28 protein-coding genes are annotated in these 26,437 nt (G+C 54.3%); 22 read left to right on the forward strand and 6 right to left on the reverse strand.

Annotated features, from left to right (window positions below; genetic code table 11):
• Positions 1-15: 15 nt before the first annotated feature.
• From V7676_RS14005 to V7676_RS14070, 14 genes are all read left to right on the forward strand, one after another.
• Positions 16-1,017 (forward strand): quinone oxidoreductase family protein, encoded by a 1,002-nt coding sequence (locus V7676_RS14005; RefSeq protein ID WP_335660328.1) that lies wholly within the window; start codon positions 16-18, stop codon positions 1,015-1,017.
• The gene (locus V7676_RS14010; RefSeq protein ID WP_335660329.1) at positions 1,014-1,796 is read left to right on the forward strand and encodes an SDR family oxidoreductase; all 783 of its coding nucleotides are present in this window, start codon (positions 1,014-1,016) and stop codon (positions 1,794-1,796) included. The genes V7676_RS14005 and V7676_RS14010 overlap by 4 nt, the downstream gene beginning before the upstream one ends.
• An 80-nt stretch (positions 1,797-1,876) precedes the next feature.
• Entirely contained in the window at positions 1,877-3,583 is a 1,707-nt protein-coding gene (locus V7676_RS14015; protein WP_335660330.1) for a class I adenylate-forming enzyme family protein, read from the forward strand.
• A 10-nt stretch (positions 3,584-3,593) separates the two neighbouring features.
• Positions 3,594-4,376, forward strand: coding sequence for an SDR family NAD(P)-dependent oxidoreductase (locus V7676_RS14020; protein ID WP_335660331.1), 783 nt, complete (start codon positions 3,594-3,596; stop codon positions 4,374-4,376).
• Positions 4,377-4,396: 20 nt separating this feature from the next.
• Positions 4,397-5,236 carry a fumarylacetoacetate hydrolase family protein gene (locus V7676_RS14025; protein ID WP_335660332.1) on the forward strand — a complete coding sequence of 280 codons (840 nt, stop codon included), beginning with the start codon at positions 4,397-4,399 and terminating at the stop codon, positions 5,234-5,236.
• Between the two features lie 39 nt (positions 5,237-5,275).
• A complete protein-coding gene (locus tag V7676_RS14030; RefSeq protein WP_335660333.1) occupies positions 5,276-6,217 on the forward strand; it encodes a VOC family protein in 942 nt (313 codons plus the stop codon).
• Positions 6,217-6,942: an alpha/beta hydrolase gene (locus V7676_RS14035; protein ID WP_335660334.1), complete on the forward strand. Its 726-nt coding sequence runs from the start codon at positions 6,217-6,219 to the stop codon at positions 6,940-6,942. The genes V7676_RS14030 and V7676_RS14035 overlap by 1 nt, the downstream gene beginning before the upstream one ends.
• Positions 6,942-7,706, forward strand: coding sequence for an SDR family oxidoreductase (locus V7676_RS14040; protein ID WP_335660335.1), 765 nt, complete (start codon positions 6,942-6,944; stop codon positions 7,704-7,706). Before V7676_RS14035 ends, V7676_RS14040 begins: the two co-directional genes overlap by 1 nt.
• Positions 7,707-7,757: 51 nt before the next feature.
• Positions 7,758-8,921, forward strand: coding sequence for an acyl-CoA dehydrogenase family protein (locus V7676_RS14045; protein WP_335660336.1), 1,164 nt, complete (start codon positions 7,758-7,760; stop codon positions 8,919-8,921).
• Positions 8,921-9,379: a hypothetical protein gene (locus tag V7676_RS14050; RefSeq protein ID WP_335660337.1), complete on the forward strand. Its 459-nt coding sequence runs from the start codon at positions 8,921-8,923 to the stop codon at positions 9,377-9,379. Before V7676_RS14045 ends, V7676_RS14050 begins: the two co-directional genes overlap by 1 nt.
• Positions 9,376-9,765, forward strand: a complete 390-nt coding sequence (locus V7676_RS14055; RefSeq protein ID WP_335660338.1) for a MaoC family dehydratase — start codon at positions 9,376-9,378, stop codon at positions 9,763-9,765. The genes V7676_RS14050 and V7676_RS14055 overlap by 4 nt, the downstream gene beginning before the upstream one ends.
• Before the next feature lie 17 nt (positions 9,766-9,782).
• Positions 9,783-10,334: a VOC family protein gene (locus V7676_RS14060; protein WP_335660339.1), complete on the forward strand. Its 552-nt coding sequence runs from the start codon at positions 9,783-9,785 to the stop codon at positions 10,332-10,334.
• Between the two features lies 1 nt (position 10,335).
• Complete coding sequence (locus tag V7676_RS14065) at positions 10,336-11,184, forward strand: alpha/beta fold hydrolase (protein ID WP_335660340.1); 849 nt, start codon at positions 10,336-10,338, stop codon at positions 11,182-11,184.
• Positions 11,181-11,933, forward strand: a complete 753-nt coding sequence (locus V7676_RS14070) for an SDR family NAD(P)-dependent oxidoreductase (protein ID WP_335660341.1) — start codon at positions 11,181-11,183, stop codon at positions 11,931-11,933. The genes V7676_RS14065 and V7676_RS14070 overlap by 4 nt, the downstream gene beginning before the upstream one ends.
• Positions 11,934-11,989: 56 nt before the next feature.
• On the opposite strand, the gene V7676_RS14075 is transcribed toward V7676_RS14070, so the two are convergent.
• Positions 11,990-12,520, reverse strand: a complete 531-nt coding sequence (locus tag V7676_RS14075; RefSeq protein WP_335660342.1) for an ester cyclase — start codon at positions 12,518-12,520, stop codon at positions 11,990-11,992.
• Positions 12,521-12,662: 142 nt separating this feature from the next.
• Between V7676_RS14075 and V7676_RS14080 the strand changes: the two genes are divergently transcribed.
• The 5 genes from V7676_RS14080 to V7676_RS14100 are packed head-to-tail and all read left to right on the forward strand — an operon-like array spanning position 12,663 to position 17,952.
• A complete protein-coding gene (locus V7676_RS14080; protein ID WP_335660343.1) occupies positions 12,663-13,172 on the forward strand; it encodes a nuclear transport factor 2 family protein in 510 nt (169 codons plus the stop codon).
• Entirely contained in the window at positions 13,169-13,945 is a 777-nt protein-coding gene (locus tag V7676_RS14085) for a hypothetical protein (protein ID WP_335660344.1), read from the forward strand. Before V7676_RS14080 ends, V7676_RS14085 begins: the two co-directional genes overlap by 4 nt.
• Before the next feature lie 27 nt (positions 13,946-13,972).
• Complete coding sequence (locus V7676_RS14090) at positions 13,973-16,321, forward strand: membrane-bound PQQ-dependent dehydrogenase, glucose/quinate/shikimate family (protein WP_335660345.1); 2,349 nt, start codon at positions 13,973-13,975, stop codon at positions 16,319-16,321.
• Positions 16,322-16,333: 12 nt separating this feature from the next.
• Positions 16,334-17,167 (forward strand): SDR family NAD(P)-dependent oxidoreductase, encoded by an 834-nt coding sequence (locus tag V7676_RS14095; protein ID WP_442955447.1) that lies wholly within the window; start codon positions 16,334-16,336, stop codon positions 17,165-17,167.
• A gap of 5 nt (positions 17,168-17,172) precedes the next feature.
• Complete coding sequence (locus V7676_RS14100) at positions 17,173-17,952, forward strand: hypothetical protein (RefSeq protein WP_335660346.1); 780 nt, start codon at positions 17,173-17,175, stop codon at positions 17,950-17,952.
• Between the two features lie 18 nt (positions 17,953-17,970).
• Here the strand turns inward: V7676_RS14100 and V7676_RS14105 are convergent, their stop codons facing one another.
• Genes V7676_RS14105 through V7676_RS14115 form a run of 3 tightly spaced genes read right to left on the reverse strand, consistent with a single transcriptional unit; the run spans position 17,971 to position 20,326 of the window.
• A complete protein-coding gene (locus V7676_RS14105; protein WP_335660347.1) occupies positions 17,971-18,729 on the reverse strand; it encodes an SDR family NAD(P)-dependent oxidoreductase in 759 nt (252 codons plus the stop codon).
• A 2-nt stretch (positions 18,730-18,731) separates the two neighbouring features.
• Positions 18,732-19,079: a hypothetical protein gene (locus tag V7676_RS14110; RefSeq protein WP_335660348.1), complete on the reverse strand. Its 348-nt coding sequence runs from the start codon at positions 19,077-19,079 to the stop codon at positions 18,732-18,734.
• A 32-nt stretch (positions 19,080-19,111) separates the two neighbouring features.
• Positions 19,112-20,326, reverse strand: a complete 1,215-nt coding sequence (locus V7676_RS14115) for a cytochrome P450 (protein ID WP_335660349.1) — start codon at positions 20,324-20,326, stop codon at positions 19,112-19,114.
• 153 nt (positions 20,327-20,479) lie between these two features.
• On the opposite strand from V7676_RS14115, the gene V7676_RS14120 reads away from it, so the two are divergent.
• Positions 20,480-20,851 carry a winged helix-turn-helix transcriptional regulator gene (locus V7676_RS14120; protein WP_335660350.1) on the forward strand — a complete coding sequence of 124 codons (372 nt, stop codon included), beginning with the start codon at positions 20,480-20,482 and terminating at the stop codon, positions 20,849-20,851.
• 9 nt (positions 20,852-20,860) lie between these two features.
• Here the strand turns inward: V7676_RS14120 and V7676_RS14125 are convergent, their stop codons facing one another.
• Positions 20,861-22,024 (reverse strand): hypothetical protein, encoded by a 1,164-nt coding sequence (locus V7676_RS14125; protein WP_335660351.1) that lies wholly within the window; start codon positions 22,022-22,024, stop codon positions 20,861-20,863.
• A complete protein-coding gene (locus V7676_RS14130; RefSeq protein WP_335660352.1) occupies positions 22,021-23,163 on the reverse strand; it encodes a sulfotransferase family protein in 1,143 nt (380 codons plus the stop codon). The genes V7676_RS14125 and V7676_RS14130 overlap by 4 nt, the downstream gene beginning before the upstream one ends.
• Before the next feature lie 155 nt (positions 23,164-23,318).
• Between V7676_RS14130 and V7676_RS14135 the strand changes: the two genes are divergently transcribed.
• On the forward strand, positions 23,319-24,920 hold the full coding sequence (locus tag V7676_RS14135) for a GMC family oxidoreductase (RefSeq protein ID WP_335660353.1): 1,602 nt from the start codon (positions 23,319-23,321) through the stop codon (positions 24,918-24,920).
• A complete protein-coding gene (locus V7676_RS14140) occupies positions 24,917-26,410 on the forward strand; it encodes an aldehyde dehydrogenase family protein (RefSeq protein WP_335660354.1) in 1,494 nt (497 codons plus the stop codon). The genes V7676_RS14135 and V7676_RS14140 overlap by 4 nt, the downstream gene beginning before the upstream one ends.
• Positions 26,411-26,437 lie beyond the last annotated feature (27 nt).

Raw genomic sequence — 26,437 nt, forward strand, 5'->3', positions numbered from 1 at the left:
AGGAAAGTTAGAGACATGAAAGCTTTATTACAGGAAACCTCTGAAGGCCCTGAAGCCGTCCGCGTAGCAGACGTCGAAACCCCCATGCCAAAATCAGGCGAAGTGCGCGTTGCTATCAAGGCTGCATCGATCAATCACCGCGAAATGTGGATCGCACGAGGCCTATATCCGGGTATGAGCCTGCCGACGACGATGGGCTGTGATGGAGCCGGCGTGGTTGACATGCTGGGCGAGGGTGTATCGGACGTATCCATTGGCGATGAAGTCGTAATCTATCCAGGTCTGGATTGGGGTCCAAACCGCCACGCACCAACTCCGGAATTTGGCCTGCTCGGTATGCCGCATGGCGGCACAATTGCAGAATATATCTGTGTACCTGCTGAAAACCTCGCTCCTAAACCGGCATTCATGAGCTGGGAAGAAGCCGCAGCAACAGTGCTCACCGGTCTGACGGCTTGGCGCGCACTGATGTTCAAGGGACAGCTTCAGCCTAGCGATACATTGCTGATCAGCGGTGTTGGCGGCGGCGTGGCCACCTTTGGGCTGGCCTTTGCCGTGGCGCTAGGTGCCAAGGTCTATGTAACGGGTGAAAGTGAGGAAGTTCTCGCCCGGGCGAAGGAAATGGGCGCACTCGGTGGTCTGCTCTTTACCGATCCCGAATGGCGCAAACAGGTTGGCAAGTTGACCGGCGGTATTGATGTGGTACTGGATGGCGCACCCGCGCCGAGCTATGCCAATTATGTCCGCGCCATTAATCCCGGTGCACGGATCGTTATCTACGGATCAACCGCTGGCGACAAATTTGAAATAACGGCGACAGGCATCTTCCTGAAAAGCGCTAGCATCGTAGGCAGCCAAGTCGGAGATCCACAGGATTTCCGTGACATGCTGGCTTTTGTAAACAAGCACCAGATCAAACCAATCATCGAGAAAAGTTTTCCTCTTGCACAAGCAAAAGAGGCATTGATCTATCTTGAGAAGCAGCACAGCTTTGGTAAGGTGGTGGTGACGGTATGAGCAATCCGTTTGATCTTGCAGGAAAAACAGCTCTGGTGACCGGCGGTGCACAAGGGTTGGGCCGGATGATTGCAGAGGGATTGATGGGCGCTGGCGCACGCGTGGTTATCACATCTCGCTCTGCGGAAAAAGCAGCCGAAGCGGCCAAGGAAATCTCCACCACGGGAATGTGCATCGGCCTTGGTGCCGACCTGTCTACGCCTCAGGCTGCTGTCGACCTGGCAAAGGAATTCCGCAAAATCGTTGGGGATGAGTTACATGTTCTGGTCAACAACGCAGGTCAATCCTGGGGCGCGAATATTGATGATTTTCCTGACGAAGCATGGGGCAATGTCCTCGCGGTCAACCTCCAGATGCCCTTTACGCTGGTTCGCGAATTTCTTCCCGAACTGGAAAAAGCGGGCCATGCGGAAGACCCTGCACGGATATTGAATATCGGTTCGATTGCCGGTGCAACTGCATTGCGGTTGAGAGCTTATAGCTATTCGAGCAGCAAGGCCGCGATCCATCAGTTGACCAGAGATCTTGCAGGTGATCTGGTGAAACGGAATATTACCGCGAATGCTATTTTGCCGGGATATTTTCCGACGGGGATGACCGCCCACCTGCGCGATGCCGAGGAGGAAGTAAATCCGAAGTTGTTGAAGACAATTCCAATGAAACGGATGGGGAAACCCGATGAAATCGCTGCTTTGGCAGTATTTTTGTCGTGCAAATCCAGCGCCTATATTACCGGGGCCGCGATACCAATGGACGGCGGAATTGTCGGTTGCGGTTAAATCTGTGAAAGCGAGAACAACCTATCCTCCGAAAGGGTCTATATTTGCAATGGATTGCATTGGATTTTAGCTGAGCATTTATGACTATTTACAAGTCCCTTACGGAGAAAATATTGGTGTCTGACAAGAGCGAAAATTCCGCCCGCATGCGGATCAGCGTCAGCCCGCTGGCAGATATGCTTTTGAAGGCTTGGGATATATCTCCAGAAAAGGAAGCTTTTGTCTTCCCGGACGCACGCAAAAGCTATGATACCGTGGTGCAATCAGTTTTCCAGCGAGCACGCGGTCTTATCGGCCTTGGTATAAAGCCAGGCGATCATGTCGGCATCCTGTTGCCGTCGGGTATCGAGTTTGTTGAAACTCTCTTTGCCGTTGCCATGGTAGGCGGTGTTTCTGTGCTGATGAACTCCCGCTATCGTGCGCCAGAAGTGGCCTATGTCACTGAAAATGCGGACTTAGTGGCTATTATCACAAACAGCGAAGCAGATGAATTCGTTGATTTTGTCGCCCGCTTGAGCGAGGCTTTCCCTGAATTGGCGAGCGTGAAAGATCCAATGGATTTGTCGCTAGCAGCCGTACCGAAGCTCTCCAGACTGGTTCTGCATGGCGGTAAGAAAGCCGCCGGTTTTATTGATCAGGCCGGGTTTGATAACGCTGCACAGGCCGCAAGCGAAGATGCGGTTCATGCGACAAGGCTAGGCGTCCGCCTGCGCGATACGTGCATGATCCTTTATACGTCGGGTACCTCGGCCAATCCCAAAGGCTGCCTTCTTAGCCACGAAGCTATCTGCCGCGAAGCCAGTAATCTGGCGCGCAATCGCTGGGCCTTTTCGTCTGATGAGCGGGTCTGGTCCCCCATGCCCTTGTTCCACATCGCTGCCATGCTGAGCATGATTGGCGCCATTGAGGTCGGCGGCACCTTTATCGGCCAACCTCATTTTGATGCTGGCGAGAGCCTTCGCCAGATAGAGGCGGAAAAGGCCAGTATGTTATTTCTGCCCTTTGTCACCTTCCATCAAGCGATGATTGCTCACCCTGATTGGGACAAGACTGACATGAGTTCGGTCCGGCTTATGAATAGTTGTTTTAGCCAGATGCCCAAAGAAGTCGGCAATGCCTATCGCGCCAAAGCACCGGATGCGCTACAAGTGGGTACATACGGTATGACGGAGGCAAGCGGAATTGTGACCACTGGTGGCTATGATATGGATCCGGAAATGGGTTTCCAGGCACTGGGCTACCCGATGGCTGGTGTCAGCATAAATATAGTCGATCTAGAGAACGGTCAAATTCTACCGGCTGGAGAGCGCGGCGAAATCTGGATCAAGGGCTATTGTCTGCTTGATCGCTATTACCGCGACCCTGAAAAAACCGCCGAAGCGCTTAATGAGGACGGCTGGTACCGCAGCGGCGACATCGGCTCGATCGAGCAGAATGGGCATCTGCTCTTCCATGGCCGTTTCAAGGATATGCTGAAAGTGGGCGGCGAAAATGTCGCCGCTGCCGAAGTGGAGGCCGTACTAGCTGCCCATGAAGGCGTTCAGCTTGCGCAGGTTGTTGGACTTCCTGATGCGCGGCTGGCTGAAATACCGGCTGCGTTTATAGAACGCAGCGGCAAATGCGACGTGAGCGAAGAGGAACTGCTCGGCTTTGTAAAAGAACGGATTGCTTCATTCAAAGTACCCCGCCACATTCGGTTCGTTGACGAATGGCCGATGTCGGCATCAAAAATTCAGAAGTTCAAGCTTCGGCAGCAGCTGATGACCGAACTTGATCTTGCCGATTGAGGAACTGCACATGCGCGTTATCATCACCGGAGCCGCGAGCGGAATTGGACGTGCCGTAGCTGAACAGCTGGCCGCTGGCGTCATTATTCCGGGACCACACCAGTTCCTACTCACGGATCGCGATGCGGAGGGCCTGAAGTTGGTGGCCAACGGCATTGGTCCCACTGCCGCAACCTGCGTGGCAGATCTTTCTGCCCCCGATTGCGGAGATACGATTATTGCTGCGGCCTTAGCCCATATGGATGGTGTCGATGCCGTGATCAGCAACGCCGGTATCATTGCCGCTGGCGCTCTGGTGGACATGACAGCAGATGATTTTGATCGGATTTATTCCATCAATACGCGGGCGACTTGGGCACTGGCAAAAGCCGCTCATTCGTATCTTGCTGCCAGCAAGGGCGCGTTTGTTGCAACAGCCTCCATGTCAGCGACACAGGCGACACCGGGACTAGGCTTTTATTCCTCCAGCAAAGCGGCTTTGCTGATGCTGATCCGCCAACTCGCGCTGGAATGGGGTGGTGATGGCATAAGGTGCAATACCGTTTCCCCCGGACCAACATACACACCAATGACACAGGCCGGCTATGACGACAAAGAGCGCCGCGTTCAGCGTGAATCGATGATCCCACTCGGGAAGCTGGGCATGGCAGAAGATGTCGCTAACGCGATCCTGTTCCTGATTAGCCCCCTAGCCAGCCATGTGACCGGTATAGATGTTCTGGTTGATGGTGGAATGAGCAATAACCTAATGCCCGCGACCGGCGGTGGAACCGGTCAAAAAGCTAGCAATTAACAAAACAAACGGAGAAGATCATGCGCCTCGCACGAGTAACAAAAGACGGAAAAATCGGCCTTGCGGCCAAAACGGGAGACAAAGTCACCCTCGCCTATGGCGCGGATATCGCTGATCTGGATGCTCATATCGCAGCCGGAACGCTGGATACTGCTGGCGCAAAAGCTGCGGCGGGCGAAGCCGTCGATGAAGCGGCTTTGACCTTCCTGCCCCCGCTGGCGAAAGCCGGCAAGGTCATCTGTCTTGGTTTGAACTACGCCGATCACGCCGCCGAGGCAAATTTGGATGTGCCCGATTTTCCAACCATATTTGCTAGATTTTCCTCAAATTTAATCGGCCATGACGCACCGATCTTGAAACCGAAAACCTCCGATCAGCTGGATTATGAAGGCGAGATGGTAGCGGTAATCGGCAAACGGGCAAAAAATGTTCCGGCATCCGAAGCCTTGTCCCATGTCATGGGTTACTCTGTATTCAATGATGGTTCGGTTCGCGATTATCAGCTCAAAACTCCGCAATGGACGGCAGGCAAAAATTTCGACAACACCGGATCATTCGGCCCTTGGCTGGTGACGGCCGACGAACTGCCTGCGGGTGGCGAAGGACTGAAAATCGAAACGCGGCTCAATGGCAATGTCATGCAATCGGCTAGTACTGACCAGATGATCTTCAACGTCGAACAGACGGTAACCCTATTATCGTCCTTTTTGACGCTGGAACCCGGCGATGTGCTGGTGATGGGAACACCTTCGGGAATCGGGCTTGCCCGCACCCCGCCGGTTTTCATGAAGGATGGCGATGTTATCGAGGTAGAGATCGAGAATATTGGCTTGCTGCGCAATCCGATTGCAGCAGAATAAGCTGCGACAAGCGAGCCAGGCAAAGGTGAGGAATGTGATATGACGGCAAAGAGAGCGGGAGCGCTAGGCGTTCATTCGATTGACCATTTTGGTCTGCAGGTACCGGACCTGAATGTAGCCCGGTCCTTTTACAAAGCGTTCGGGCTCGATGTCCGGGATTTGGATGAAGGGCTGGAGCTGTTCACAGTCGGCCATCCACAATGCTGGGGCCGGATCGTGCAAGCGCCAGTCAAGCAACTGCGATATTTGAGCTTTGGTATCTATGCCGATGACGAGGCCGCCATGATCGCCGATCTCGAATCCAAAGGGGCCGTGAAGATTGACGCTTTGCCCGGTGCACCTGCGGGTGGCATATGGATCGAAGGTTTTGACGGCCTGCCCCTCAACATTCGCGTAGCGGAAAAATGTTCGCCTGATGCGAAGACAAAATTTGAGACAATTTCGTCAGCGCCAGGCACTTCGGGAGCAATCTTCAATTCTGCAGCTCCCAAAACGCAACCGCGCAATCTTTCCCATTTTGCTGTTTATACCACCGATGTCATTGCCGCGACGGCATGGTATGAAAAGATGCTGGGGCTCCGCCTCTCCGATGGCAGTGGTCCTGTGGTTGCGTTCCTGCACGGCCCGCATGGTAGCGATCATCATCTACTCGCGCTGGTCGGCTCTACCCATCGCGGGATGCATCATAGCAGTTGGGACGTCGGATCGTTCCAGGAAGTCGGCCTTGGTTCCGCACAGATGTTCCGCGCGGGGTACAAGGAAGGTTGGGGCGTAGGCCGCCATGTACTGGGTGGTAATTACTTCTATTATGCCCGCGATCCATGGGGCAGTTATGCAGAGTTCTCAGCGGACATTGACTATATTCCTGCGGACTGTGAATGGCCTGCTGCCCAACACCCACCGGATGACAGTTTTTACCTTTGGGGGCCTGACGTGCCGCCAGAACTTGTCTCCAACCTTGAACCGGGAGCACCAGAATAATGGCTACATATCTTTTAATGCACGGCGGCGGCATGGGCGGCTGGACTTGGAAGTTCATGCGCGAAATCCTTGAAGCAAAGGGCCATAAAGTTTTCACCCCAACGTTTACCGGCTTTGGGGAACGGGTGCACCTGATTGGCCGAGATGTCGGCAATGAAACGCATGTAGCAGATATCGTCAACGTGCTGCATTATGAGGATTTGAACGACGTCATCCTCGTGGCACACAGTTATTCTGGTACAGTTGCACCGGGCGTACTGGCGCAGGCCGGGGACCGTATACGCCGGGTGATCTATCTGGATGCGATCATCCCTCATGCAGGCGAACGAATTGCTTCCCTGCTCGGTTTTGCGAGTGAAGAAGAAATGGTCGGGCTTGATGCGATGCTCGATGCAGGCGAAGGACCAATTGGTTCTGGTGTCCACGAACAGCAGCGGGCCATGGCCAAGGAACATCCGCATATGATGGACCCGGATCGCGAAAAATGGTTGCTCGATCATCTGTCTGACCAGCCGATGCGCGCTACTTGTTGCGTCATTTCTGTCGGGGCTGAGAGCATCAAGCATCCGGTTGATTATATCGCTGCAAAAAACACCATCATGACAGCCATGCATGATCGCGCTCGCGCTTTGGGTTGGCCGGTTCATGATCATCCTGGCGACCATGCGTTCAATGTGGGTGACCCCGAAGGCGTATGCGAAATCATTGAAAAGATTGTCGGCTGATGGATACTTCCAACCTTTTTTCCGTCAAAGGTCGCGTTGCCCTTGTTACCGGCGGAAGCGCTGGCATTGGCAGAATGATCGCAACCGGTCTCGCCTCTGCAGGTGCGCGCGTTTATATTTGTGCGCGCGGGGCTGAAAAAATTGCCAAGGCCGCAGCCGAAATGGATGGCGACGTCATCGGATTAGCGGCTGATGTTTCTACTGTAGAGGGAATCACTCCGCTGGTTGCCGAAATCGAACGGCGGGAATCCGCTCTTCATATTCTGGTCAACAATGCAGGCACGCTAACAGACGCGCCGATTGATACGTTCAGTGAAAATCAGTGGGATGACGTGATCGACCTCAATCTCAAGACACCCTTTTTCCTGATGCAAAAGCTCCTTCCTCTTCTACGCGCCGGAGCGAGTGCAGAACGCCCGTCAAATGTGATCAATATAGGATCGGTCGGCGCACTAAAAATCGGCCCGCGCGAAGTGTATAGCTATCAGGCATCAAAGGGTGCAATCCACTGGCTCACCAAATCAATAGCCAAGAAGCTGGGGCCGGATCACATCACGGTCAACGCAATTGCTCCAGGCTTTTTTGAAAGCGACATGACAGTCATCACTGACGACAATATGCGCAAAATGGTGGAAGGCATGGTGCCGCGTGGGCGCACCGGCACACCGGAAGATATGGCTGGTGCTGCCATCTATCTGACAAGCCGTGCTGGCGCTTATGTCACCGGCTCCGTCATTCCTGTCGAAGGCGGACTGGCGATTTAAACCCCACGTTCGATAGGTTGCCAATCACCGCAGAGCCTACAAGGATAAAATATGGACTTTAATCTAACAGAAGAACAGACCGCGTTCCGCGACACCGTACACCGCTGGGTTGACGCCGAGCTCCCGAAAGACCTGATGCGCAAGCTAGAGGCCGACGAAGAAAATTACCCATATGAAATCTGGGACAAGCTCAAAGAACAGGGCTTCTTCGGCATTGGCATCCCGGAAGAATATGGTGGGTTAGGCGGCGATGTCGTCATGCAGATGATCTTTGCGCGTGAAATGGCGCGGACAGCAGGCGGTTTGCTCTGGGTTTGGGGCCTCACTTCCTTTGGCGGCGCCAAGACACTGGCGACGGCGGGCTCCGACGAGCAGCGCAAAAAATGGCTCCCTAAAATGGCAGCGGGTGAACTCCGCGTTTCCCTCTCTATGACCGAACCCGATGGTGGTACGGATGTGCTGGGCGCGATGAAAACCTATGCCGACAAAGTCGACGGCGGGTGGAAAATCAATGGGGCAAAGATGTGGACAACGGCGGCCCGCGCCGCTGACCGGTTGCTGGTTCTCTGTCGATCCGACCGCAATGCCGAGAAAAAGCATCATGGTCTGACAGCCTTTTTTGTCGATGCCAAATCGCCTGGAATTACCGCCACGCTCCTACCCAAACTAGGCATGCGCGCGATGGGTAGTTGTTCGGTTACCTATGATGATGTTTTTGTTCCTGATGAAGATGTGCTGGGCGAACCACACAAAGCGTGGAGCGCAATGCTGCCGAGCCTCAATAATGAACGCATCATGGTCGGCGCGCAGTGCCTTGGGGCAATTGACGGCGTACTGGAAGATGCGCTCGATTATATGAAACAGCGCAAGGCCTTCGGAAAAATCATTGGAGAATTCCAGATACTCCAGCATTATATTGCCGATATCGCAACGTCGCAAAAGCTTGTTGAATTATTGCTCTACAATGTCGCCTGGATGCAGGCGCAGGGCATGCCGTGCGGCAATGAAGCGAATATGCTCAAGATGGTCGCAACGGAGCGCGCAGTTGAAGCGGCGGACCTTGGCATCCAGATATTGGGCGGCATGGGCTATTCAGCCGAAACCGACATGCAGCGGTACTGGCGCGATCACCGTATTCTTCGCATGACACCAATTTCCAATGAGATGGTCCGTAACAGCATTGCGGAGAATCTTGGTCTGCCGAGGTCATTCTGATGAGTGGAGCCGATTTTCCCCCTGCCCCCGACGTCGCTGGAACATCACTGGACGGCACTAAGATATTCACGATCACTGCCGAAGAAAATGCCGATCTTTGCCGCTCGACCGGTGTTGAACCGGCTATAGATGGCAGCGCACACCCGATCTATTACTACATCGCAACCCAGGTTGCGATGGGCAAAACGGTCGCCGGTGTCTGTGAAACCTGTGAATTTGATGTAGATGATGGCCCCATGATGGGCTCATCCGGCGTCAAATTCTCCGAGCCGCTGATGGTCGGGCAAAGCTATAAGGTCACCGGCGAGATACTCAGCTTGGTCCGCAAGCAAAGCCGCAAATTAGGCGTAATGGACGTTCTCACCTATCGTCTGCGCCTTCACAAGGAAGCGGATGGCAGTTGCATACTCGAAACTGATAATGTCTGGGTTCTCCCGCGCAAGGAGCTAGCCGCATGAGTTACAATGTTGGAGACGAACTGCCGCCGTTCGTGATTGAAAACGTCAGCCCCCAGGCGATGAAACAATGGGCTATATTTCTGGCCGACCCCAATCCAATCCATCTGGATGTGGAGGTCGTTAAGGCAAAAGGCCTTGGCGATAAGGTGATTAATCAGGGACCGGCCAATGTCGCCTATATGATGAATATGCTGATGGCCGCCTTCCCCGGTTGCAGAATTGAGGCCATGGATTCCCGCTTTCTTGACAACGTCTATGGTGAAGACAAGGTCGTTGCGTCCGGCAAAATTACCGCGATTGAAGACGATAGAATTTCCTGCGAATTTACCCTCGACGTCGAAGGACGCGGAACGGTGAATAGCGGCACGGCAACCGTAATTATTTAAATTTAAGGAGTTTAATTATGCCTAGTGGTCCTTTCGCACATGTGTGCATGGTCGTACGCGATCTTGATAAAGCAATCGAAGACTGGACAAAGATCTTGCGCGTGCTTGATCCCCAGAGTCTGGAAAAGCGGATCGTTAAATATGACGAATTTTCCAGCGGCGATGATGCCGGGATGAAATGGGCGACCTTCGTCAATGAATATTCGACTGAAATACAGTTCATTCAGCCAGCGCCCGGAACGCCGATGGGCCGCCGCCTCGATAAAGTTGGCGAACATGTCCATCATCTGTGCTTCTCCACCGATGATGTCCCCGGTGCTATGGCCAAATTGAAAGCAGAAGGCATCGATCTGCCCGGTGATGGCGAGACATTTAACGACCCCGACATGACTTGGCAGAAATGGAGCTGGGTTGGCGCAAAAAGCACACATGGCTGCCTGATCGAAGTTGCGTCACCTTATGAAAGCAGGAATGACGGAAATTGGCATCATGCTCCGAACAAGTTTGCCTATAAGGGCCCGGGCGAACATCCGAGCCATGCAGAAGTAGCGCCCATCAAAGCGGCATAATTTGTCGCCGACGAAAATCCGTTTGCAAGGGGACGGGCTGGAGCTTGCCGGAAGCGCTTATGGCGATCCGGCTGCTCCGCCCGTCCTTTTCTTTCATGGCGGCGGCCAGAGCCGCAACGCCTGGCTCGGTTCGGCCAAAAAAGTGGCCGAAGCTGGCTTTTACGGCATCAGTTTTGATCTGCGCGGCCATGGCGATAGCGATTGGGCTTCCGATGGTGATTATCTGCTTGATGCTTTCGGCCGTGACGTGGAGCGGCTACTCTACCTGTTTGACCGTCCGGTCACATTGGTCGGAGCATCCCGTGGCGGCCAAGCAGCTCTGGTTGGCGGGTCACGTCACCCCGACCGGGTTCGCCTGATCATGCTTGCCGATGTCGCCCCGCTGATGCGCGATGATGGCGTGGGCGGCATTCGCGCTTTTTTTGAAGAAGGACAAACCGGCTTTGCATCGCTGGACGACGCGGCAGATTCGCTGGCCCGGAATCTGCATCAGCCCCGTATGGCGGATGCCAGTAAACTGGCGCGATCCATGCGGCAGGACGACACAGGCCGTTGGCACTGGCATTGGGATCCGGCCACAGGTAAGCGGGAATTTCTCCATCCACCAAGCGAGGGTGAAAGCATTTTGGCGGCGGCTACACGCCTGCAGTCACCGACGGTTCTGGTCCGTGCAGAACTCAGCCACTTGCTGACCGACGAAGGCGTTGCGACTTTCCAGCGACTGGCTCCCCAACTTGAAGTGGTGACAGCGCCCGGTGTCGGCCATATGTTCACGGCAGACCGCAATGATGACTTTGCAGCGCAATTGCTGGAAGTACTTACACGCACGCCGGAAAGGATGTTTTCATGACTCGCAAAGCCGCATTTGTTGTCGGTGCCACTGGCGGACTCGGCCATGCCGCTTGTCACGCACTGGCGCGTGATTGGGATGGTGTTGCGATTGGCTATCGTTCCAGCTCCGACAAGGCAAAGGCAATAGCGGCAGAATTGCCCAAGACATGTGAAACCCTGCCCGTTCATTGCGATCTCGCTGACACAGCTTCGATCACTGCATCAATAGCGCAAGCACGCGATCATTTTGGCGGACTCGGCACAGTGGTATTCGCTTCCGGCGTCGCGATTGAACAGCCATTTGTTAGCAAAATCAGCGAAGACCAATGGCGCGAGGTCATCGAGACCGAATTAATTGGTTTAACGCGCGTTGTTTCAACAACGCTTCCGATTTTCCGAGAGCAGCAATTTGGAAATTTCGTGATTGTCGTTTCCGTCGCCAACTATAGTTTCCCGCCGGGAGATGCTTTGTCATCGGTCCCCAAAGCCGGGATGGAGGCTCTCGGCCGAGCGATTGCGAAGGAAGAAGGAAAATTCGGTGTCCGCGCCAACATGGTCGCGCCGGGCATCATTGATGCAGGGTTGGGCAGCCATTTTCTGGAAACCCTTTATTCACCTGACATCTGGGAAAGCCAGAAAAAAAATGTTGCTCTCCGCCGCTTCGGCACGGGCGAGGAAATAGCAGAGGCCATCGCATTTCTGGCCTCGGACCGTGCGCGCTATATAACCGGACAGACGTTGATCGTCGATGGTGGATTCAGCCTCTAGAATAAAAAAAGGGGAGACCAAACGCCTCCCCTTTCTCATCAGAATAAGTGACAATCCTATTTATAGGGATCAACTGGCTGAGGTGCTTCCATCACTTCCAGATCGATGAGCATGGAAAGAACGTCCGATATCGAATAGATATGGACGATCTTGTCGCCGTCAAATTTGATCCAGCTGAACCACAGCACGTCTAGCTGATTGCCGGTTGGCTGTACGCCCATGTACGGACCGCCTGTGTGCTTGCCATGGTGATGGCACAAAACACAGATTTCATCGTCGCCTTTACCCCAAGCCTTTAGCGTGCGGTACACGCTGGGCGGGAAAGTGTCGAAAAGTGCGCGGGGTGACGTATTCCATTCTTCGAACGTTCCCAGATCGGGGCGGTTCGGATTGTCATAGGTCATCTTCTCCGTGTCCATGAATTCATCAAAACCCGTCCAGTCACCGACATTAAGCTTGTTGTGCAGGTCCATCCATTGATTGACCATGAAGGTTTGACGTTCTGTCAAACCATCGCAGATTTCCGCGCGTTTTTCAGGTGAAAGTTTAAAATCTTCAAGGGTAAAAGGTGGAATACGGCCAGCCATATATAATCTCCATTTGGATACCGCATTTCGCGACATCGAGGTTTAAAGCGACCGCTTTCCATGACTTGGAGCGGCCTCTGATTGGTAGCCCTTTTCCAGTCAGTCCCCTTCGGTGCAACCTACCAATGGGAAGGAACCATCTTTGTGTAAACAATTAGGTATGGATCAGAAATGGGGATTGGAGAAGGGTGTAGATATGACGCTTTCCTTGCAGGAAATATCAGATCGATTTGAAATCCAGGATCTGCTGGTGGGCTATTGCTACGCAGTGGACGACAAAGATTTTGATGCGTTAGACCAATTTTTTACCGAAGATGCAGTGATCGACTATAGCGAGATGGTCGGAGTGAAGGGTTCGCTTACAGAGATTAAGGAATTCCTGCGGACCAGTCTTCAGCCGATTCCGATGGCCCAACACGCGGTGATGACGACCCAATATAAATTCGATGGTGACAATTGCGAAACGCGAACCGTCTGCCACAATCCTATGGTTGTGCCCGGCGATAACGGCGAGCCCCAGACGATTTTCTTTGGCCTTTGGTACATTCACAAATTCCGGAGAACAATCGATGGCTGGCGCATTTTCAGTCTCTACGAGAAGAAATGCTATAACCATAATCTGCCTGACTATATCAAAGAGCAGACCACATGAGCGCCCAAGACATTGCGGCCCAGACAATGGGTGAACCGATCAATCCTTGGATGATGGAAACAGGCAGCTTCTGGATATGGGGTGTACTTCTGGCACTGGCGCTGGTGTGGACAGTAAAAGACAAGCGACTGCCACTGTTCGGCCTTGTGCTGATTGCAGCGACAAGCGGCTTCTGGCAAGAATTTTTTGGCGACTGGGGTGCCTATGTGGCGTGGAACCCGGCTTTCGCACGCCTACCCTTTTGGGGTGAGATGGCCTACACCACTCCCGTCAAACCGCTGTTCATTCCCTTCAGTTGGGGCTGGTGGTTCGCCATTTCTATTCCGCTGCTCACTTCGCTCGTTATGTGGCTCAAGCGCAAATTTCCGACCCGGTCGGTAAGAGTACTGGCTATGCTGACGGCATTTCCATTGTTCCTCGCCTATCAGATATATGTCGAGGGTAGTTCGGTCGCGAATGGCTGGTGGACTTATGACTCAGTCGTCGGCCCCGCATTGGAAAGCGAAAATGGCAGCCTGCCACTGATTTTCCCATTGCTGATCGGGATTTGGGCAGGTTGGTTTGTTGGCATTCTAGCGGACCGTGATTCGGACGGCTTGATGTCCCACGAGAAGCGCGCTGGAGTCGCTTCCAAACCGACCGGTTGGCGGCGCGAATGGACCCGCTTGTGGAGTATGATTGCCGTCTTTCAGATAAGCTTTTTTGTCGTCAATATCGGCCCGGCGATGATCGGCCGCGCCCTGTTTGGAGGGCCCAGCCTTCTTGTTCCCTGAAAACTCTTACTCTGGAAATAATAGCTCATGATAATTCTCAACCGGTTGCTTGCGCTATTGCTTCTGCTGCTTGGACTAGGCCTTCTGTGGGTTGGCGGGCAGTTGCTGTTCGCTGGCGGTTCACCTTATTATCTGTTCTCAGGGCTTGCGCTAGCAGTGGTCTCATGGCTTCTCTGGAGACAATCAGCGAAAGCGCTGACTTTGTTCGGCCTGTTATGGGCAATTACCTTTTTTTGGGCGTTATGGGAATCGGGCCTTTCCTTCTGGCCGCTACTCGGGCGGCTCGGATTGCTAACCGGCATAGGCGTGTGGCTGCTGACGCCATGGGTCCGGCGTTCGCTTGGAACAAAGCCGCACTCGGCGATTACGCTTTCGCTTCTAGGCTTACTACTGGTCTGCACAATCGGCGGGACGGGTTGGATATTTTGGAATGACCGCATTACAGGTGGTGATGATCTGGCCTTAATGGCAGACGGACCCGCCCAGGCCCGTGACGGCGAATGGCACCATTACGGCAATTTCCAGGCTGGACGCCGCTATTCCCCGCTGGCCCAGATAACGGCAGCCAATGTGGGCGCGCTGGCCGAAAGCTGGACCTTTTCGCTGGGCAAAGAACCGAACGGGGAAGCTGCCCCCTTTCAGGCAACACCGCTCAAGATTGGTGAGAAACTCTATTTTTGCACCGGATATAATGACATTATCGCCCTCGATGCCGAAACAGGCGCGCAGGTTTGGCGCTATATTGCGAATGCCGACACGACAGGGATTTTCGGACAGACCTGCCGCGGCGTGAGCTATTACCGCGTACCAGAAGGATCTGCCGAAACTCATTGCTCGGAACGGATTTATACAGCCACCATCGATAGCCGATTGATCGCGGTCGATGCTGCAGATGGTCAGGTCTGCGCAAATTTCGGCAAGGCTGGCATTGTCGATCTGCTGAAAGGTATGAGCGACGCGCCCAAGGGCTATTATCATGTGTCCTCGCCTCCCACGATCATCGCAGGCAAGCTCGTTATCGGTGGCTGGGTAACCGATGGACAGACGGTAGGAGAACCGTCAGGCGTGATCCGCGCTTTCGATGCGGTCACGGGAGACCTCGCATGGGCATGGGACATGGGTCAGCCCGACCGGTTGGGCGAACCGGGTCCCGGAGAAACATACACTCCCGGAACACCCAATAGCTGGAGCGTGATGAGCGCAGACGAAAAACTCGGTCTGGTCTATGTACCTATGGGAAATGCAACCCCTGATTATACCGGCACGCACCGCACACCCGAGATGGAGAAATATTCAAGCGGCGTAGTCGCGCTCGATGCCGAAACCGGCAGGCCTAGGTGGAATTTTCAGATCACGCATCACGATGTTTGGGATTATGATGTTCCGGCTCAACCAGTATTGCTCGACTTGGCCGATGGCCGCCCGGCACTGCTGCAACCGACCAAGCGCGGCGAGCTATTCATGCTTGACCGGCGCACCGGCAAGCCGATTGCAGAGGTTGTCGAACGCAAGGTTGCGGTGAGCAAAGTCGAAGGCACCCTGTCCTCACCAACCCAGCCATTTTCGGTTGGCTTGCCGAACTTTACTGGCCCGCGCCCGAACGAAAAAACCATGTGGGGCATGGCCATGCTTGATCAGGCATGGTGTCGCCTCAAATTCAAACAAGCGCGCTTCGACGGCTCGATGACACCACTCGAAGCAGACAATCCGTCGATCATGTGGCCGGGAACTTTGGGGGGTAATAATTGGGGTAGCATAGCAGTCGATCCCGAAAGCCGAATCGCTTTCGTGAATTCCAGCCATGTGATCAACTATAACAAGTTGATTCCGCGCAACGAGGCCGACAAAATGGGGCTGAAACCGGTTGCAAAACCGAGCTTCGAAAATGTTGCCGGACCAGTTGCTCAGGCTGGCACACCCTATGCGGCATCCGTTGCACCGTTTCTCTCTCCGCTGGTCGCACCGTGCACTCAGCCGCCTTATGGTCTGGTTAGCGCGGTGGATCTCAACACCGGGAAACTTTTGTGGCAGAAACCATTCGGAACCGCACGGGATAGCGGCCCGCTCTTACTCAGCACTGGGCTACCCATCCCGATGGGTGTTCCCAATATCGGCGGCGCGGTGATTACAGGGTCAGGACTGGCGTTCATCGGCGCGACTCAGGAACATATGATCCGTGCTTATGACATCAAGACGGGCAAGGAATTATGGAAGGGCAGATTGCCCGCGGGCGGCAATGCCACCCCGATGACCTATTGGTCGGAAAAGTCCGGACGGCAATTTGTGGTAATCGCCGCGGGTGGTCATGGCGGTATCCTGTCGGGTTATAGCGACAAGCTGATCGCCTATGCATTGCCAATATCAAACGGGAAATGAGGATATAATATCATGAGCTATATAGCCGTTGTAACAGGAGCGACACGAGGACTCGGCAGGGGCATTGCGCGCGGATTGGGATCAAAAGGAGCAACCGTCGGCGTAACGGGACGAGATATCAAAGCATTGGCCGACGTCTGCGCTGAAATAGAAGCGCAAGGCGGCAAAGCGCTGGCAATCGTCTGTGACCACAAGGATGACGCACAGGTAGAAGCCGCCTTTGCGCAGGTAAAGCGGCTTCTGGGCGGGATAGATATTCTCGTCAACAATGCAGCAGCCGTTTATGGTGAAGACCTCATGGTACCTGGCCCCTTCTGGGAAAAGCCGCTCAGGCTAGCTGAAATGATCGATGTGGGCCTGCGTTCCAACTATGTTGCTGCTTGGCATGCAGCGCCAATAATGGCAGCAGCGGGCAAGGGGCTGATTGCCAGCATATCCTTTTATGGCGCAATATCCTATTTCCACGGCGCAGCCTATGGCGCGGCCAAGGCCGGGACCGATAAAATGATGGCCGACATGGCTGTCGATCTTGCCCCTCACGGCGTCGCCGCCATTTCCTATTGGCCCGGCTTCATTCTGACCGATGCGGTAAAAGCGATGCCGCCGGAGATGATCCCGGAAGACCTGCGCGCTATGTTGCCGCACTGGGAAACGCCCGAATTTTCCGGCTTGGTGATTGACGCATTATACCGAGATAAGAAGCTGATGGAGATGAGCGGACAGACCCTTATCGGAGCCGAATTGGCCGAGCGTTACGGCATAGTCGATCTAGACGGAAAACAACCAATGTCCTATCGTGCCTCCATGGGCGCGCCGCACATACCCTTCACTCCAGCAGCGGGATAAAAGTCATGATCGAAGCGGTTCTCGTTGTTCTCACCAAAGCACATCCCGGCCGTGAAGATGACCTGGATGACTGGTACAGCAATATTCATGTCCGTGACGCCTTGCGCTTTCGTGGTTCAATCGCCGCCCAGCGTTTTAGCCGCAGCGCCCATCAGCCGATGGATTTACCCGAAGCTTTCGATTGGCAATGTCTGGCTCTATATGATGTTTTCGATGCTGAGCGCTTTTCCCGCGAGCATTGGGATAACGCGCTGACCAGCCGGATGATGGTCACCAATGCTATTGATGATAGCGTGTTGGAAGATTATCATTATTACCCTCTGGCCTTCCGCGACAATGATCCCGAAACCCCTCATATTGGCGGGATCGTGCTCGAGCAGATGAATGCCGTGCCGGGACAGGAACAGGAGTTTCGCGAATGGTATACCGATAGCTATTTGCCGCAAGCAGCCAGACGCCCCGGCATACAATCTGCAGGATTCGCTATGTTTCGCACATACGGCCAGATGATCCCGACGACCCCGTCCCATAATTATGTCGGTATATACAAGGTGAATGACGCCAATGCGTGGCGGGCATGGCAAGATGCGCCACTACTCGCCGATGCGCCTAATGTCGAGAAAGCCTCTGTGCGCGTAACACATTGGGAGCATTTGACCGACAAGCTGACCAAAGACGCGGTCCAAAACCCTACATCTGAGGGGCTGGCCGCCGAAGAACAGGCAAGGCTGCGCATGGGAGACAAGGTGCTGACCGGCGGAGCGGAAAAACTCGGCGCGGCTTGAGACTAACGCATATTTACTTCAGCCAGAGGTAATGCCATTATCGGCAGTATAACATGCCCCGTGAACCGAACGCGCACGGTCGGACGCCAGGAAGATCAGCGGTTCGACAATGTCTTCTGGCTGCGACGGCGGACGAATGCCGATGTAGCGCGCGATCAGGCTTTGATCTGCGTCCTCAGGAAATTCCAAATTCTGGACCATTTCTGTCATCATTCCACCGGGAGCGAGAGCATTGATGCGCACGGGTTCATGCATGAATTCCATCGCCAGAGATTTCGTCAGGCTGAGCAGCGCCGCCTTGGTTGCCGCATAAGGCGCAGTATATGCCTGTCCTATGAAAGCCGCCGTCGAAACGACATTGATGACATTACCCTTGGCTTCAATCAAATGCGGCATGGCGGATTGAATCATGAAGAAGGCTCCATTGACATTCGCCGAAAATAATCGGTTCCAATCATCCGGGGTAACATCGGCCAGCGCATGAAACCGCAAGATACCAGCTACATTGCAAAGCACATCCAGGCTACCGAAGGCATCGACCGCGCTAGCCACGGCTTTCGCACAATTGATCGGATCACCCAAATCGCCCGAATAGGTAACAGCCTCGCCGCCCGCTTCAGTGATGCTCGCTGCCGTTTCTGCAACACCGTCGCTGTTCAGATCGACCAAGCATAGTTTCGCGCCTTCAGCCGCGAAACGCAGGCTTGCCGCGCGTCCAAGGCCAGAAGCCGTTCCGGTCACAAGAACGGTTTTGCCTGCAAATTCACCCTTGCTCATGTTCAATCCTTCGCGTTTGCTGAAACAACTGGCGTAATCGCCTCATATAAGTGAATGGCCATATCCTCCATCGAGAACGCCTCGCTCATATACATTTGGCCAGTTTCAACGGTTGCCGTTAGCCGTTCGACGGCTGCAGCCGGATCATCCGTTTCCATCGTGTAAATCGCCATATAGCGCTGCTGCGGTGCGCCCTCTGCCTCCGCATCCGCCAAACGAAAACGCTGCGCAGAAACGAAGCCCTCAACTGCAGTGACATCAGCCAGATGCTGATTGCTGTACCAGTCATTATATTCATCTTCACGGCCAGCAACCGGATTGCTGAGAACGACATAGGCAAATTGCGGCATGGATAATCCTTTAGATAAATTTCGGTAACGGACTACCAAACCAGCGGCAGAGTAACCGGTTGAATCATACCCAGATGATATTCGATCTGGTGATCGGGCTTGACGGAAAACTCGGGAATTCGGTTCACAAATTCCTCGATGGCGATCCGCATCTCACGCTTGGCAAGATGCATGCCCACGCACATATGCGGGCCAAACCCCCAAGAAAGAAGTCTTGGTTTCCGGTCAAAGCTAACCTGCTCTGGATTAGGAAATTCCTCAGGATCGCGGCCGGCCAGTGTAGTGGACATCATCACTTTGTCACCAGGCATCATTTTCACACCGCCAAATTCAGTTTCTTTTGTGCAAGTGCGGAAAGTTGAGACAGCGGCATAGGCGCGCATCATTTCATCAATCGCATTTGGAATCAGCTTTGGGTTATCCTTCAGCCGTTTCTGGTCTTGCGGATTGCGGGCCAAATGGAGGAATTGATGCCCCATGTTTGTGGAAACCGTGTCCAGTCCGCCAATAAACAAATTGAAGGAAAATCCAACAAGCTCATCCTCGGTCAGTTTACGCCCGTCAATCTCCACACCCAACGCGTAACTGATAACATCGTCGCGCGGATTTTTACGGCGGTCTTCGATCTGTTCCCGCAAAAATCCGACTACATTGCGGGTGGCTTCTGCGATCTTCCACATGTCCATTTCATGCAGCAGGCCATATTCCCACTCCAAAAATTGCTTGGTGTTGCTCAATGGAAAATCCATCAGCTCAAGGAATACCTTGATTGGAAATTCGAAGGCGAAATCTTCCATAAATTCGCACGAGCCTTTCTCGCGAAAACTCTCTACATATTCCGCTGCATAGCTGCGTATCTTTTCATCAAGCTTTGCCATCGCCTTTGGCGTGAACAACGGATTGATAAAGGCACGATATTTGGCATGCTCTGGCGGGTCAATCTCCACCGGCGTATTAATCCAAGTGTCACCCGCAAGCTTGGAGAAAGGAGAAAAGTCCTTGCTGGAGAAGGTGTCCGTATCCAAATAGATTTTCCGCAAGTCTTCGGCGCGCCGCACTACCCATGCAGGGGAGCCGCCGGGATATGCATGAGGCGCATAGAAAATATCGGGACCTTCATGGACCTCAGCAGCCCAATCACCAAAAGGATCTTCCGGCGTTGTCATCCCGAAAACATAAGGGAAAGGGCGAACCAAAGACGGCGGAACATGCTCCGGTATTGTCGGTTTAGGAAATTCTATCTGCATCGCACTTCTCCGTCTAAAATCTAGTGGCTCTTAGAGCTTCCATCTGATCGGGCCGATATATTGCCTGATCTAGGATCAACCCGAACCTAATAATGCAGTTGACTATTCCTTTACATCATTTCTAACAAGTAGGATGAATTTCAAAGGGTAAGTATGGAAAATAAGACTATTGAGAAAAACCGCGATGTTCAGCCCGAGGAATATGCGGATTTACGCAAGGCCCTCACCCTCATTTCGGGAAAGTGGAAGCTTGAAATTCTCTGGCTATTATATCATCGTACTCACCGATTCGGCGAACTGCTGCGGACGATCGACGGTGTGACACAGCATATGCTCACCAAGCAGTTGCGCGAGCTGGAGGCCAATGGCCTAGTGACACGCACCGTTTATGCTGAAGTCCCGCCTCGCGTCGAATACAGCATGACTGACGCAACCAAAGCGCTGGAGCCGACGATACAAGCGCTGATGACATGGTGGCAACAATTTGGCCGAAGCGCACAAAAGAACAGTCAGCCTAAAAGCTGATCCACCGACTTACCAGCGACGCCGATATTGCACAGCCCGCCGCCGCGCTCGCAATTGTGCCTCGCGCATTTCACGCGTGACGTCCAGCGTGTCTGGAGGCAACTGCGAACGCAAATCGGCCAGATCAACCAGCCGCAAGCTAGGCGTTGGTCCGCTGCTCGCTTCTGTCCAGCGCAGCATGATCGCGCCTTCGCTGTTGCCGCCGGTGTCGAGCCAATTGGGCACTCCAGGATCATCCAGCGCGATCACTGCTCGGAATTTGCCGTCGGCATCAATTTGCGCCTGCCCGCCATTAAGGCTCGATTGGCGGTTCATCCAGTCGACACTGTTCCACAGCATATCCGATAGCTGGACATTCCAATAGCGAGCCGTTTCGGGCAGCTCGGTTTCCAGCAATAGCACCTTTCCCGGTTCCAGCCGGAACAGTCCCTGATAATAATGCTGGCCCTGCACGCCGCCCTTTCCAGCCCAGTCATCATGCTCGAGCGCGTTCCACAGACCTTTGTCCCGCTGCGCCTTGATGAACCCCATTGCCATTCCGGAAAGCCGCTTTGGATAGCCGGCAAGCGCCGTCAGCCTTTCGGCAATCTCCTCGACTGACCAACAGCGTGGCAAGTGCGACTTGTCGGTCCGTTCAATTGCGATGCGGGCTTCGCGTCCATGGCCCCAATCATAGCTTGCCTGCCGCAGCGAAAGCGAGCGCGCGGCAGGATCAAGCCGTTGCCAATCTCCTTCCCAGCCTACCGGTTTTTCAGAGCTAAGCAGCAAAGAAAACCGGCCTTCATCATCCAGTGACAGCACGTCAAAATCTAACGTGCCGAGAGACGGTCCCAGCTCGTCCATCACGCCCAAGCCGCCAGCTGTGATGTCCATGAGAAGAAACAGTCCATCACCGCGTTCGCCGGTCAACAGATAGGAGCCGCTGCCCTCGATTGAGGCGGTGCCGTAAATGAAATCGGGATTGGTCCCGATACAATTCAGATGCGTGTTCACAGCGGGTACGAAATCGGGCAGATCGGGATCAGCAAATGCGGTGAACCAACCCGAAGCCAGCGTCATCCAGAACAGACGTTCTGCTTCTGCGGCAGCTTGCGGGTCATTGGGATTGGCGAGCAGCTTCAGCAACTCGGACGTATCGCCGAAGCGGGCAATGCGTTCTTCCCAGCCGCTCACAGATAATCGCCGTAAGCATGGATATAATCGGCGTAGACGCTTTCCACCTGTTCCCGGGTCAGCCCATAATCCGCCAGTTCATATTTATGCTGGCCATGCTTGTCCGCCGGGTTGGCATCCCACCAGCCCTGCACGGCACGCTCGGTCTCGGGGGTGAAATCCATATCGGCATGGGCATAGATACTGCGCACCGCAGTCACCGGATCGGCGACGATATCCTTGAACCGCAGATCATGCACTTGTATCTGCGGATTTGCCTTGCGCCATGCCATTGATGCCACCTGACCATCATGCCATAAATGCATTAGTTCCTGCCCCAACGCAGCGCGATCAATCTGAGCAAAACTCACGCAGCGGATGACCTCGATCAGGCGTGAGATCGAAGCCATCACCGTCACCGGATCACGGTGCGGCTGCACCAGCACGGCATCAGGATAGACAGACATAAGTTCAGGCAGGTGAAAAGCATGTTCCTGAACCTTCAGTACCCATCGCTTGCGCGGATTTTTCCATGCCAGATGCTGCAACCACATCTTGTGGACCTGATAACCGAAGCTCGTATCGGCGTCGCGATACCAGCTATAATAGTCTGGAAGGCGAAATAGCATTGTCGGGTTGATGCCCTGAAACGCAGTCTCTAATATCATACCACATTCCTGCGGGATGCGCGCGCCAATGGGGTGCGCTTTCAGAACATCCGCCCATGCGCCAGTAAAATTCTCTGCGACATAAGCGTCAAAGCCGTCCGCGCGCGGATCGCTATCAAAACTGTCGACCTCTGGCGGTGGCGACGGCGCGGCAACCTCCCATTGCAACGGTGTGCGCACCTGCGGGTCCGCCCCGATGAGTGCTTGGAGAATGGAGGTACCGCAGCGTGGCAGGCCCAGAATGAAGACCGGCCGGTCAATCACCACCTCCGCAATTTCGGGATGCGCCTTCCTGTCGGCTGCTATTGTCGCCAACCGCGCCAGATTGTCCTCAAATTGAACGAGCGCCCGCGCACGGCCATCTGCCGAAAGCCCGCTCTCTTGCCCCAATGCTGACAACGCCGCTGTTAATCCCGGCAAAGTGCCAGCCGCCAGATCATCGGATAAACCGGCGGCCGCTAGCATCGCTTCGGCGGTTGGAATTGCAGTCACCACAAACTCTCCCTCTTTTCCTGAGCATTGCCAGACTACATGTGTATGAAATGGTCGTCGCCCACCTGTCACTGGATAGGCCCTCTCGGCTCTGCAACGGGCCAATCGCTGGTGGTGAAGGACAGCACGCTGACTTGCTGAAAGGCCATTGATGAATGTATGAAATCTATGATTATATTATTGTCGGCGCAGGTTCATCTGGCTGCGTATTGGCCAACCGGCTGTCGGCCGATCCGCAAACGCGCGTGTTGCTGATCGAAAGCGGGCCGGATGACAAAAGCCCGCTTATTAAAATGCCGCGCGGCATCGGCAAATTGCTCACACCGGGAAACGAGCATGTTTACGCCTACCCCGTCACCCCGGCTGGCAATCAACCGGAAGAGGTCTGGTTGAAGGGCCGTGCGATTGGTGGTTCCAGTTCGATCAACGGCATGGTCTATATGCGGGGCAGCCCTCAGGACTATGATGATTGGGAGAAAGACGGTTGCACCGGTTGGGGCTGGGACAAGATCGGCGAGCATTATGTCGATCTGGAAGACCATGTACTGGGTGATGACGAATGGCGCGGAACGGGTGGTCCGTTGCGCATTTCCCGTCAACCATCGGGAAACCCTTTGTGCGCCGCAGTGCTCAATGCAGCGAACGAACTTGGCGTGCCAACCGTTGAAGATGTAAATCACGTCGATGTGGTGTCCGATCAGGGCGTAGGCTATCAGACTCTGACCACGCACAAAGGGATGCGTTTTTCCGCTGCACGGGCTTTTCTGGACCCGGTGCGGGCGCGTCCCAATCTGGATATTTTAACCGGTCAGCGTGTCGAAAAGCTTTTGTTTGAGGGCACCCGCGTCAAGGGTGTCCAACTGGCCGACCGCATGGTCCAGTGCCGCGGTGAAATAATCCTGAGCGCGGGCGCGGTGGAATCTCCCAAGCTGCTCGAATTATCAGGCATTGGTGATGGCGAGCGATTGCAAGCCCTTGGTATCGAAACGCTCGTACACAGCCCGCTGGTGGGTGAAAATTTACGTGAACATCGCTATGTCGCGATCGACTGGCGGGTTAAGGGAGGCAGTTCCAATCAAAATTTACAGGGACTGCCACTGATCGCCTCAGTGCTGCGCTATTTGCTATTTAAATCTGGGCCGATGACGGATGCTGCGCATGAAGTGGGCGGTTTTATCAAAACACACCCGGAGCTTTCGCGGCCAGATGCCCAAATTGGTTCAATGCTCGTCACCATGTCGCTCGGCAAAAACGGCGCGCCCGTTCTCGACAGCTTCCCGGGAATGCGCATTCTCGGTTATTTCACGCGACCCGAAAGTCGTGGCTGGACCCATATCACCTCCCGTGACGCAGATACACCGCCGGACATCAATGCCAACCATTTTGCCGAGAGCATTGACCGTAATACCGCTGTTGATTTGTTCAAATGGATCAGGCGTCTAGGCCAGCAAAATGCTCTTGCGCCGTGGATAGTTGAGGAAACCGAAAGAAGTACAGTTTTCCAGAGTGATGAAGACATTGCTGCCAATTTGTTAAATCTGGGTGGCACCAGCTTTCACATTGCCGGCACAGCGGCAATGGGGGCGGACCCAGATAGCGTTTTAGACCCGCAATTGCGGGTGCGCGGCGTGGAAGGGCTTCGCGTCTGCGATACGTCGATCATGCCGACGCTCGTTTCCGGCAATACAAACGCGCCCGCCATGGCGATCGCCATGAATGCGGCAGACATCATTCTTTCAGCAAAGGGCAATATATGACCACATCCTTTACACAAATCGACCATCTTTACATCAACGGAGAGCGAATCGCTCCTCAAGGCGGCACCGAAGCTGTCATCAACCCGGCAACGGAATCCGTAATCGGCCATGCGCCAGTGGCAAGCAGCCCGCAAGTGGATGCCGCAATCGCCGCAGCGCGTGAAGCCTTTGATAATGGACCTTGGCCAAACATGTCGATGGACGAACGCGCAGCAATCATGGACCGCATGGTAGACGCACTGGTTGCGCGGCAAGAGGATATCGTCGCTCTCATCGTTGCGGAGGTCGGCTGCGCCCAAGGCATAACGCGCATGATGCAGGTAATGAATCCGATCAATCATTTGCGTTCAACGATCAAATATGCCCGCCGTGAAGAAGAAAGTGAGCGACTGCCGCTCGACATCACACCCAATATGTTTGCGCCAGACGGACCGAAAAATATCGGTGGCACAACGGTTGTACGCGAGCCCTTTGGCGTCGTGAGCGCTATTACCGGCTATAATTTCCCTTTCCTGCTCAACCTTGCAAAAATTGGTCCAGCGCTGATGGCGGGATGCACGATGATATTGAAACCCTCTCCGTTCACGCCCTATTCGGCGCTGTTGTTCGGCGAGATTGCGGACGAAATCGGCTTGCCCCAAGGGGTGCTCAACATTGTCACGGGCGGTATTGAAGAGGGGCAATTGCTGTGCACGGATGAACGCGTCGACATGGTGACCTTCACCGGCTCCGAAGCGGTCGGCGCGACGATCATGGCACAGGCTGCTCCCACGCTCAAAAAAGTGCATCTTGAACTGGGTGGAAAATCAGCAATGATTGTCCGCGAGGATGCCGATGTGCAGCGTGCTGCGGCGATGGCCGTGGGTTTTCTCTCGGTCAATGCTGGCCAAGGCTGCGCAATCCCGACGCGCCTGCTCGTCCATAACAGCATCCGGCCCGCCTTTGTCGCGACGGCTACAGCAATTGCTGCGCAGATAAAAATCGGTGATGCGGCGGACCCTAGCGTCGGCATGGGGCCGCTTATCCGGGAAAGCCAGCGCACCAAGGTGGAACATTATATTGCACTCGGCAATGCAGCAGGGGCGACTTTGGTGTGTGGCGGCGGACGGCCTGCCGGGCTGGACAAAGGGTATTTCACCGAATTCACCCTGTTCGACAATGTCACCAATGACATGGCGATTGCGCAGGATGAAATTTTTGGACCGGTTGGCTGCATCATCGGTTTTGACAGTGACGAAGAAGCCGTCAGCATAGCCAATGATTCCCGCTACGGCCTCAACGGTGCCATTGAAACGGCGGACGCAGCAAAAGGTTATGAGATGGCGCTGCAAATTCGCGCGGGCAGCGTCGCATTGAATGGCGGCACAGGTACAATGAGCTTTGCTCCGATTGGTGGTTACAAACGCTCCGGCATCGGGCGCGAATATGGACCGCATTGGCTACGCGAATATCAGCAAGAAAAATCAGTCTTTTATCCAGTTGGGCGTTAATATTTTCGCGCCAACTGGTCATGCGTT

It is taken from the genome of Parasphingorhabdus sp. (genome assembly GCF_036963805.1).
GTDB lineage: Bacteria > Pseudomonadota > Alphaproteobacteria > Sphingomonadales > Sphingomonadaceae > Parasphingorhabdus.

Excerpts from the sequence above, each read along its gene's own strand:
- V7676_RS14045 (WP_335660336.1), top strand. The coding sequence starts at position 7,758 with ATGGACTTTAATCTAACAGAAGAACAGACCGCGTTCCGCGACACCGTA.
- V7676_RS14075 (WP_335660342.1), bottom strand. The coding sequence starts at position 12,520 with ATGGCTGGCCGTATTCCACCTTTTACCCTTGAAGATTTTAAACTTTCA.
- V7676_RS14105 (WP_335660347.1), bottom strand. The coding sequence starts at position 18,729 with ATGAGCAAGGGTGAATTTGCAGGCAAAACCGTTCTTGTGACCGGAACG.
- V7676_RS14085 (WP_335660344.1), top strand. The coding sequence starts at position 13,169 with ATGAGCGCCCAAGACATTGCGGCCCAGACAATGGGTGAACCGATCAAT.
- V7676_RS14135 (WP_335660353.1), top strand. The coding sequence starts at position 23,319 with ATGTATGAAATCTATGATTATATTATTGTCGGCGCAGGTTCATCTGGC.
- V7676_RS14060 (WP_335660339.1), top strand. The coding sequence starts at position 9,783 with ATGCCTAGTGGTCCTTTCGCACATGTGTGCATGGTCGTACGCGATCTT.
- V7676_RS14055 (WP_335660338.1), top strand. The coding sequence starts at position 9,376 with ATGAGTTACAATGTTGGAGACGAACTGCCGCCGTTCGTGATTGAAAAC.
- V7676_RS14005 (WP_335660328.1), top strand. The coding sequence starts at position 16 with ATGAAAGCTTTATTACAGGAAACCTCTGAAGGCCCTGAAGCCGTCCGC.
- V7676_RS14010 (WP_335660329.1), top strand. The coding sequence starts at position 1,014 with ATGAGCAATCCGTTTGATCTTGCAGGAAAAACAGCTCTGGTGACCGGC.
- V7676_RS14025 (WP_335660332.1), top strand. The coding sequence starts at position 4,397 with ATGCGCCTCGCACGAGTAACAAAAGACGGAAAAATCGGCCTTGCGGCC.
- V7676_RS14090 (WP_335660345.1), top strand. The coding sequence starts at position 13,973 with ATGATAATTCTCAACCGGTTGCTTGCGCTATTGCTTCTGCTGCTTGGA.
- V7676_RS14100 (WP_335660346.1), top strand. The coding sequence starts at position 17,173 with ATGATCGAAGCGGTTCTCGTTGTTCTCACCAAAGCACATCCCGGCCGT.
- V7676_RS14020 (WP_335660331.1), top strand. The coding sequence starts at position 3,594 with ATGCGCGTTATCATCACCGGAGCCGCGAGCGGAATTGGACGTGCCGTA.
- V7676_RS14035 (WP_335660334.1), top strand. The coding sequence starts at position 6,217 with ATGGCTACATATCTTTTAATGCACGGCGGCGGCATGGGCGGCTGGACT.
- V7676_RS14095 (WP_442955447.1), top strand. The coding sequence starts at position 16,334 with ATGAGCTATATAGCCGTTGTAACAGGAGCGACACGAGGACTCGGCAGG.
- V7676_RS14040 (WP_335660335.1), top strand. The coding sequence starts at position 6,942 with ATGGATACTTCCAACCTTTTTTCCGTCAAAGGTCGCGTTGCCCTTGTT.
- V7676_RS14110 (WP_335660348.1), bottom strand. The coding sequence starts at position 19,079 with ATGCCGCAATTTGCCTATGTCGTTCTCAGCAATCCGGTTGCTGGCCGT.
- V7676_RS14070 (WP_335660341.1), top strand. The coding sequence starts at position 11,181 with ATGACTCGCAAAGCCGCATTTGTTGTCGGTGCCACTGGCGGACTCGGC.
- V7676_RS14015 (WP_335660330.1), top strand. The coding sequence starts at position 1,877 with ATGACTATTTACAAGTCCCTTACGGAGAAAATATTGGTGTCTGACAAG.
- V7676_RS14140 (WP_335660354.1), top strand. The coding sequence starts at position 24,917 with ATGACCACATCCTTTACACAAATCGACCATCTTTACATCAACGGAGAG.
- V7676_RS14050 (WP_335660337.1), top strand. The coding sequence starts at position 8,921 with ATGAGTGGAGCCGATTTTCCCCCTGCCCCCGACGTCGCTGGAACATCA.
- V7676_RS14030 (WP_335660333.1), top strand. The coding sequence starts at position 5,276 with ATGACGGCAAAGAGAGCGGGAGCGCTAGGCGTTCATTCGATTGACCAT.
- V7676_RS14115 (WP_335660349.1), bottom strand. The coding sequence starts at position 20,326 with ATGCAGATAGAATTTCCTAAACCGACAATACCGGAGCATGTTCCGCCG.
- V7676_RS14120 (WP_335660350.1), top strand. The coding sequence starts at position 20,480 with ATGGAAAATAAGACTATTGAGAAAAACCGCGATGTTCAGCCCGAGGAA.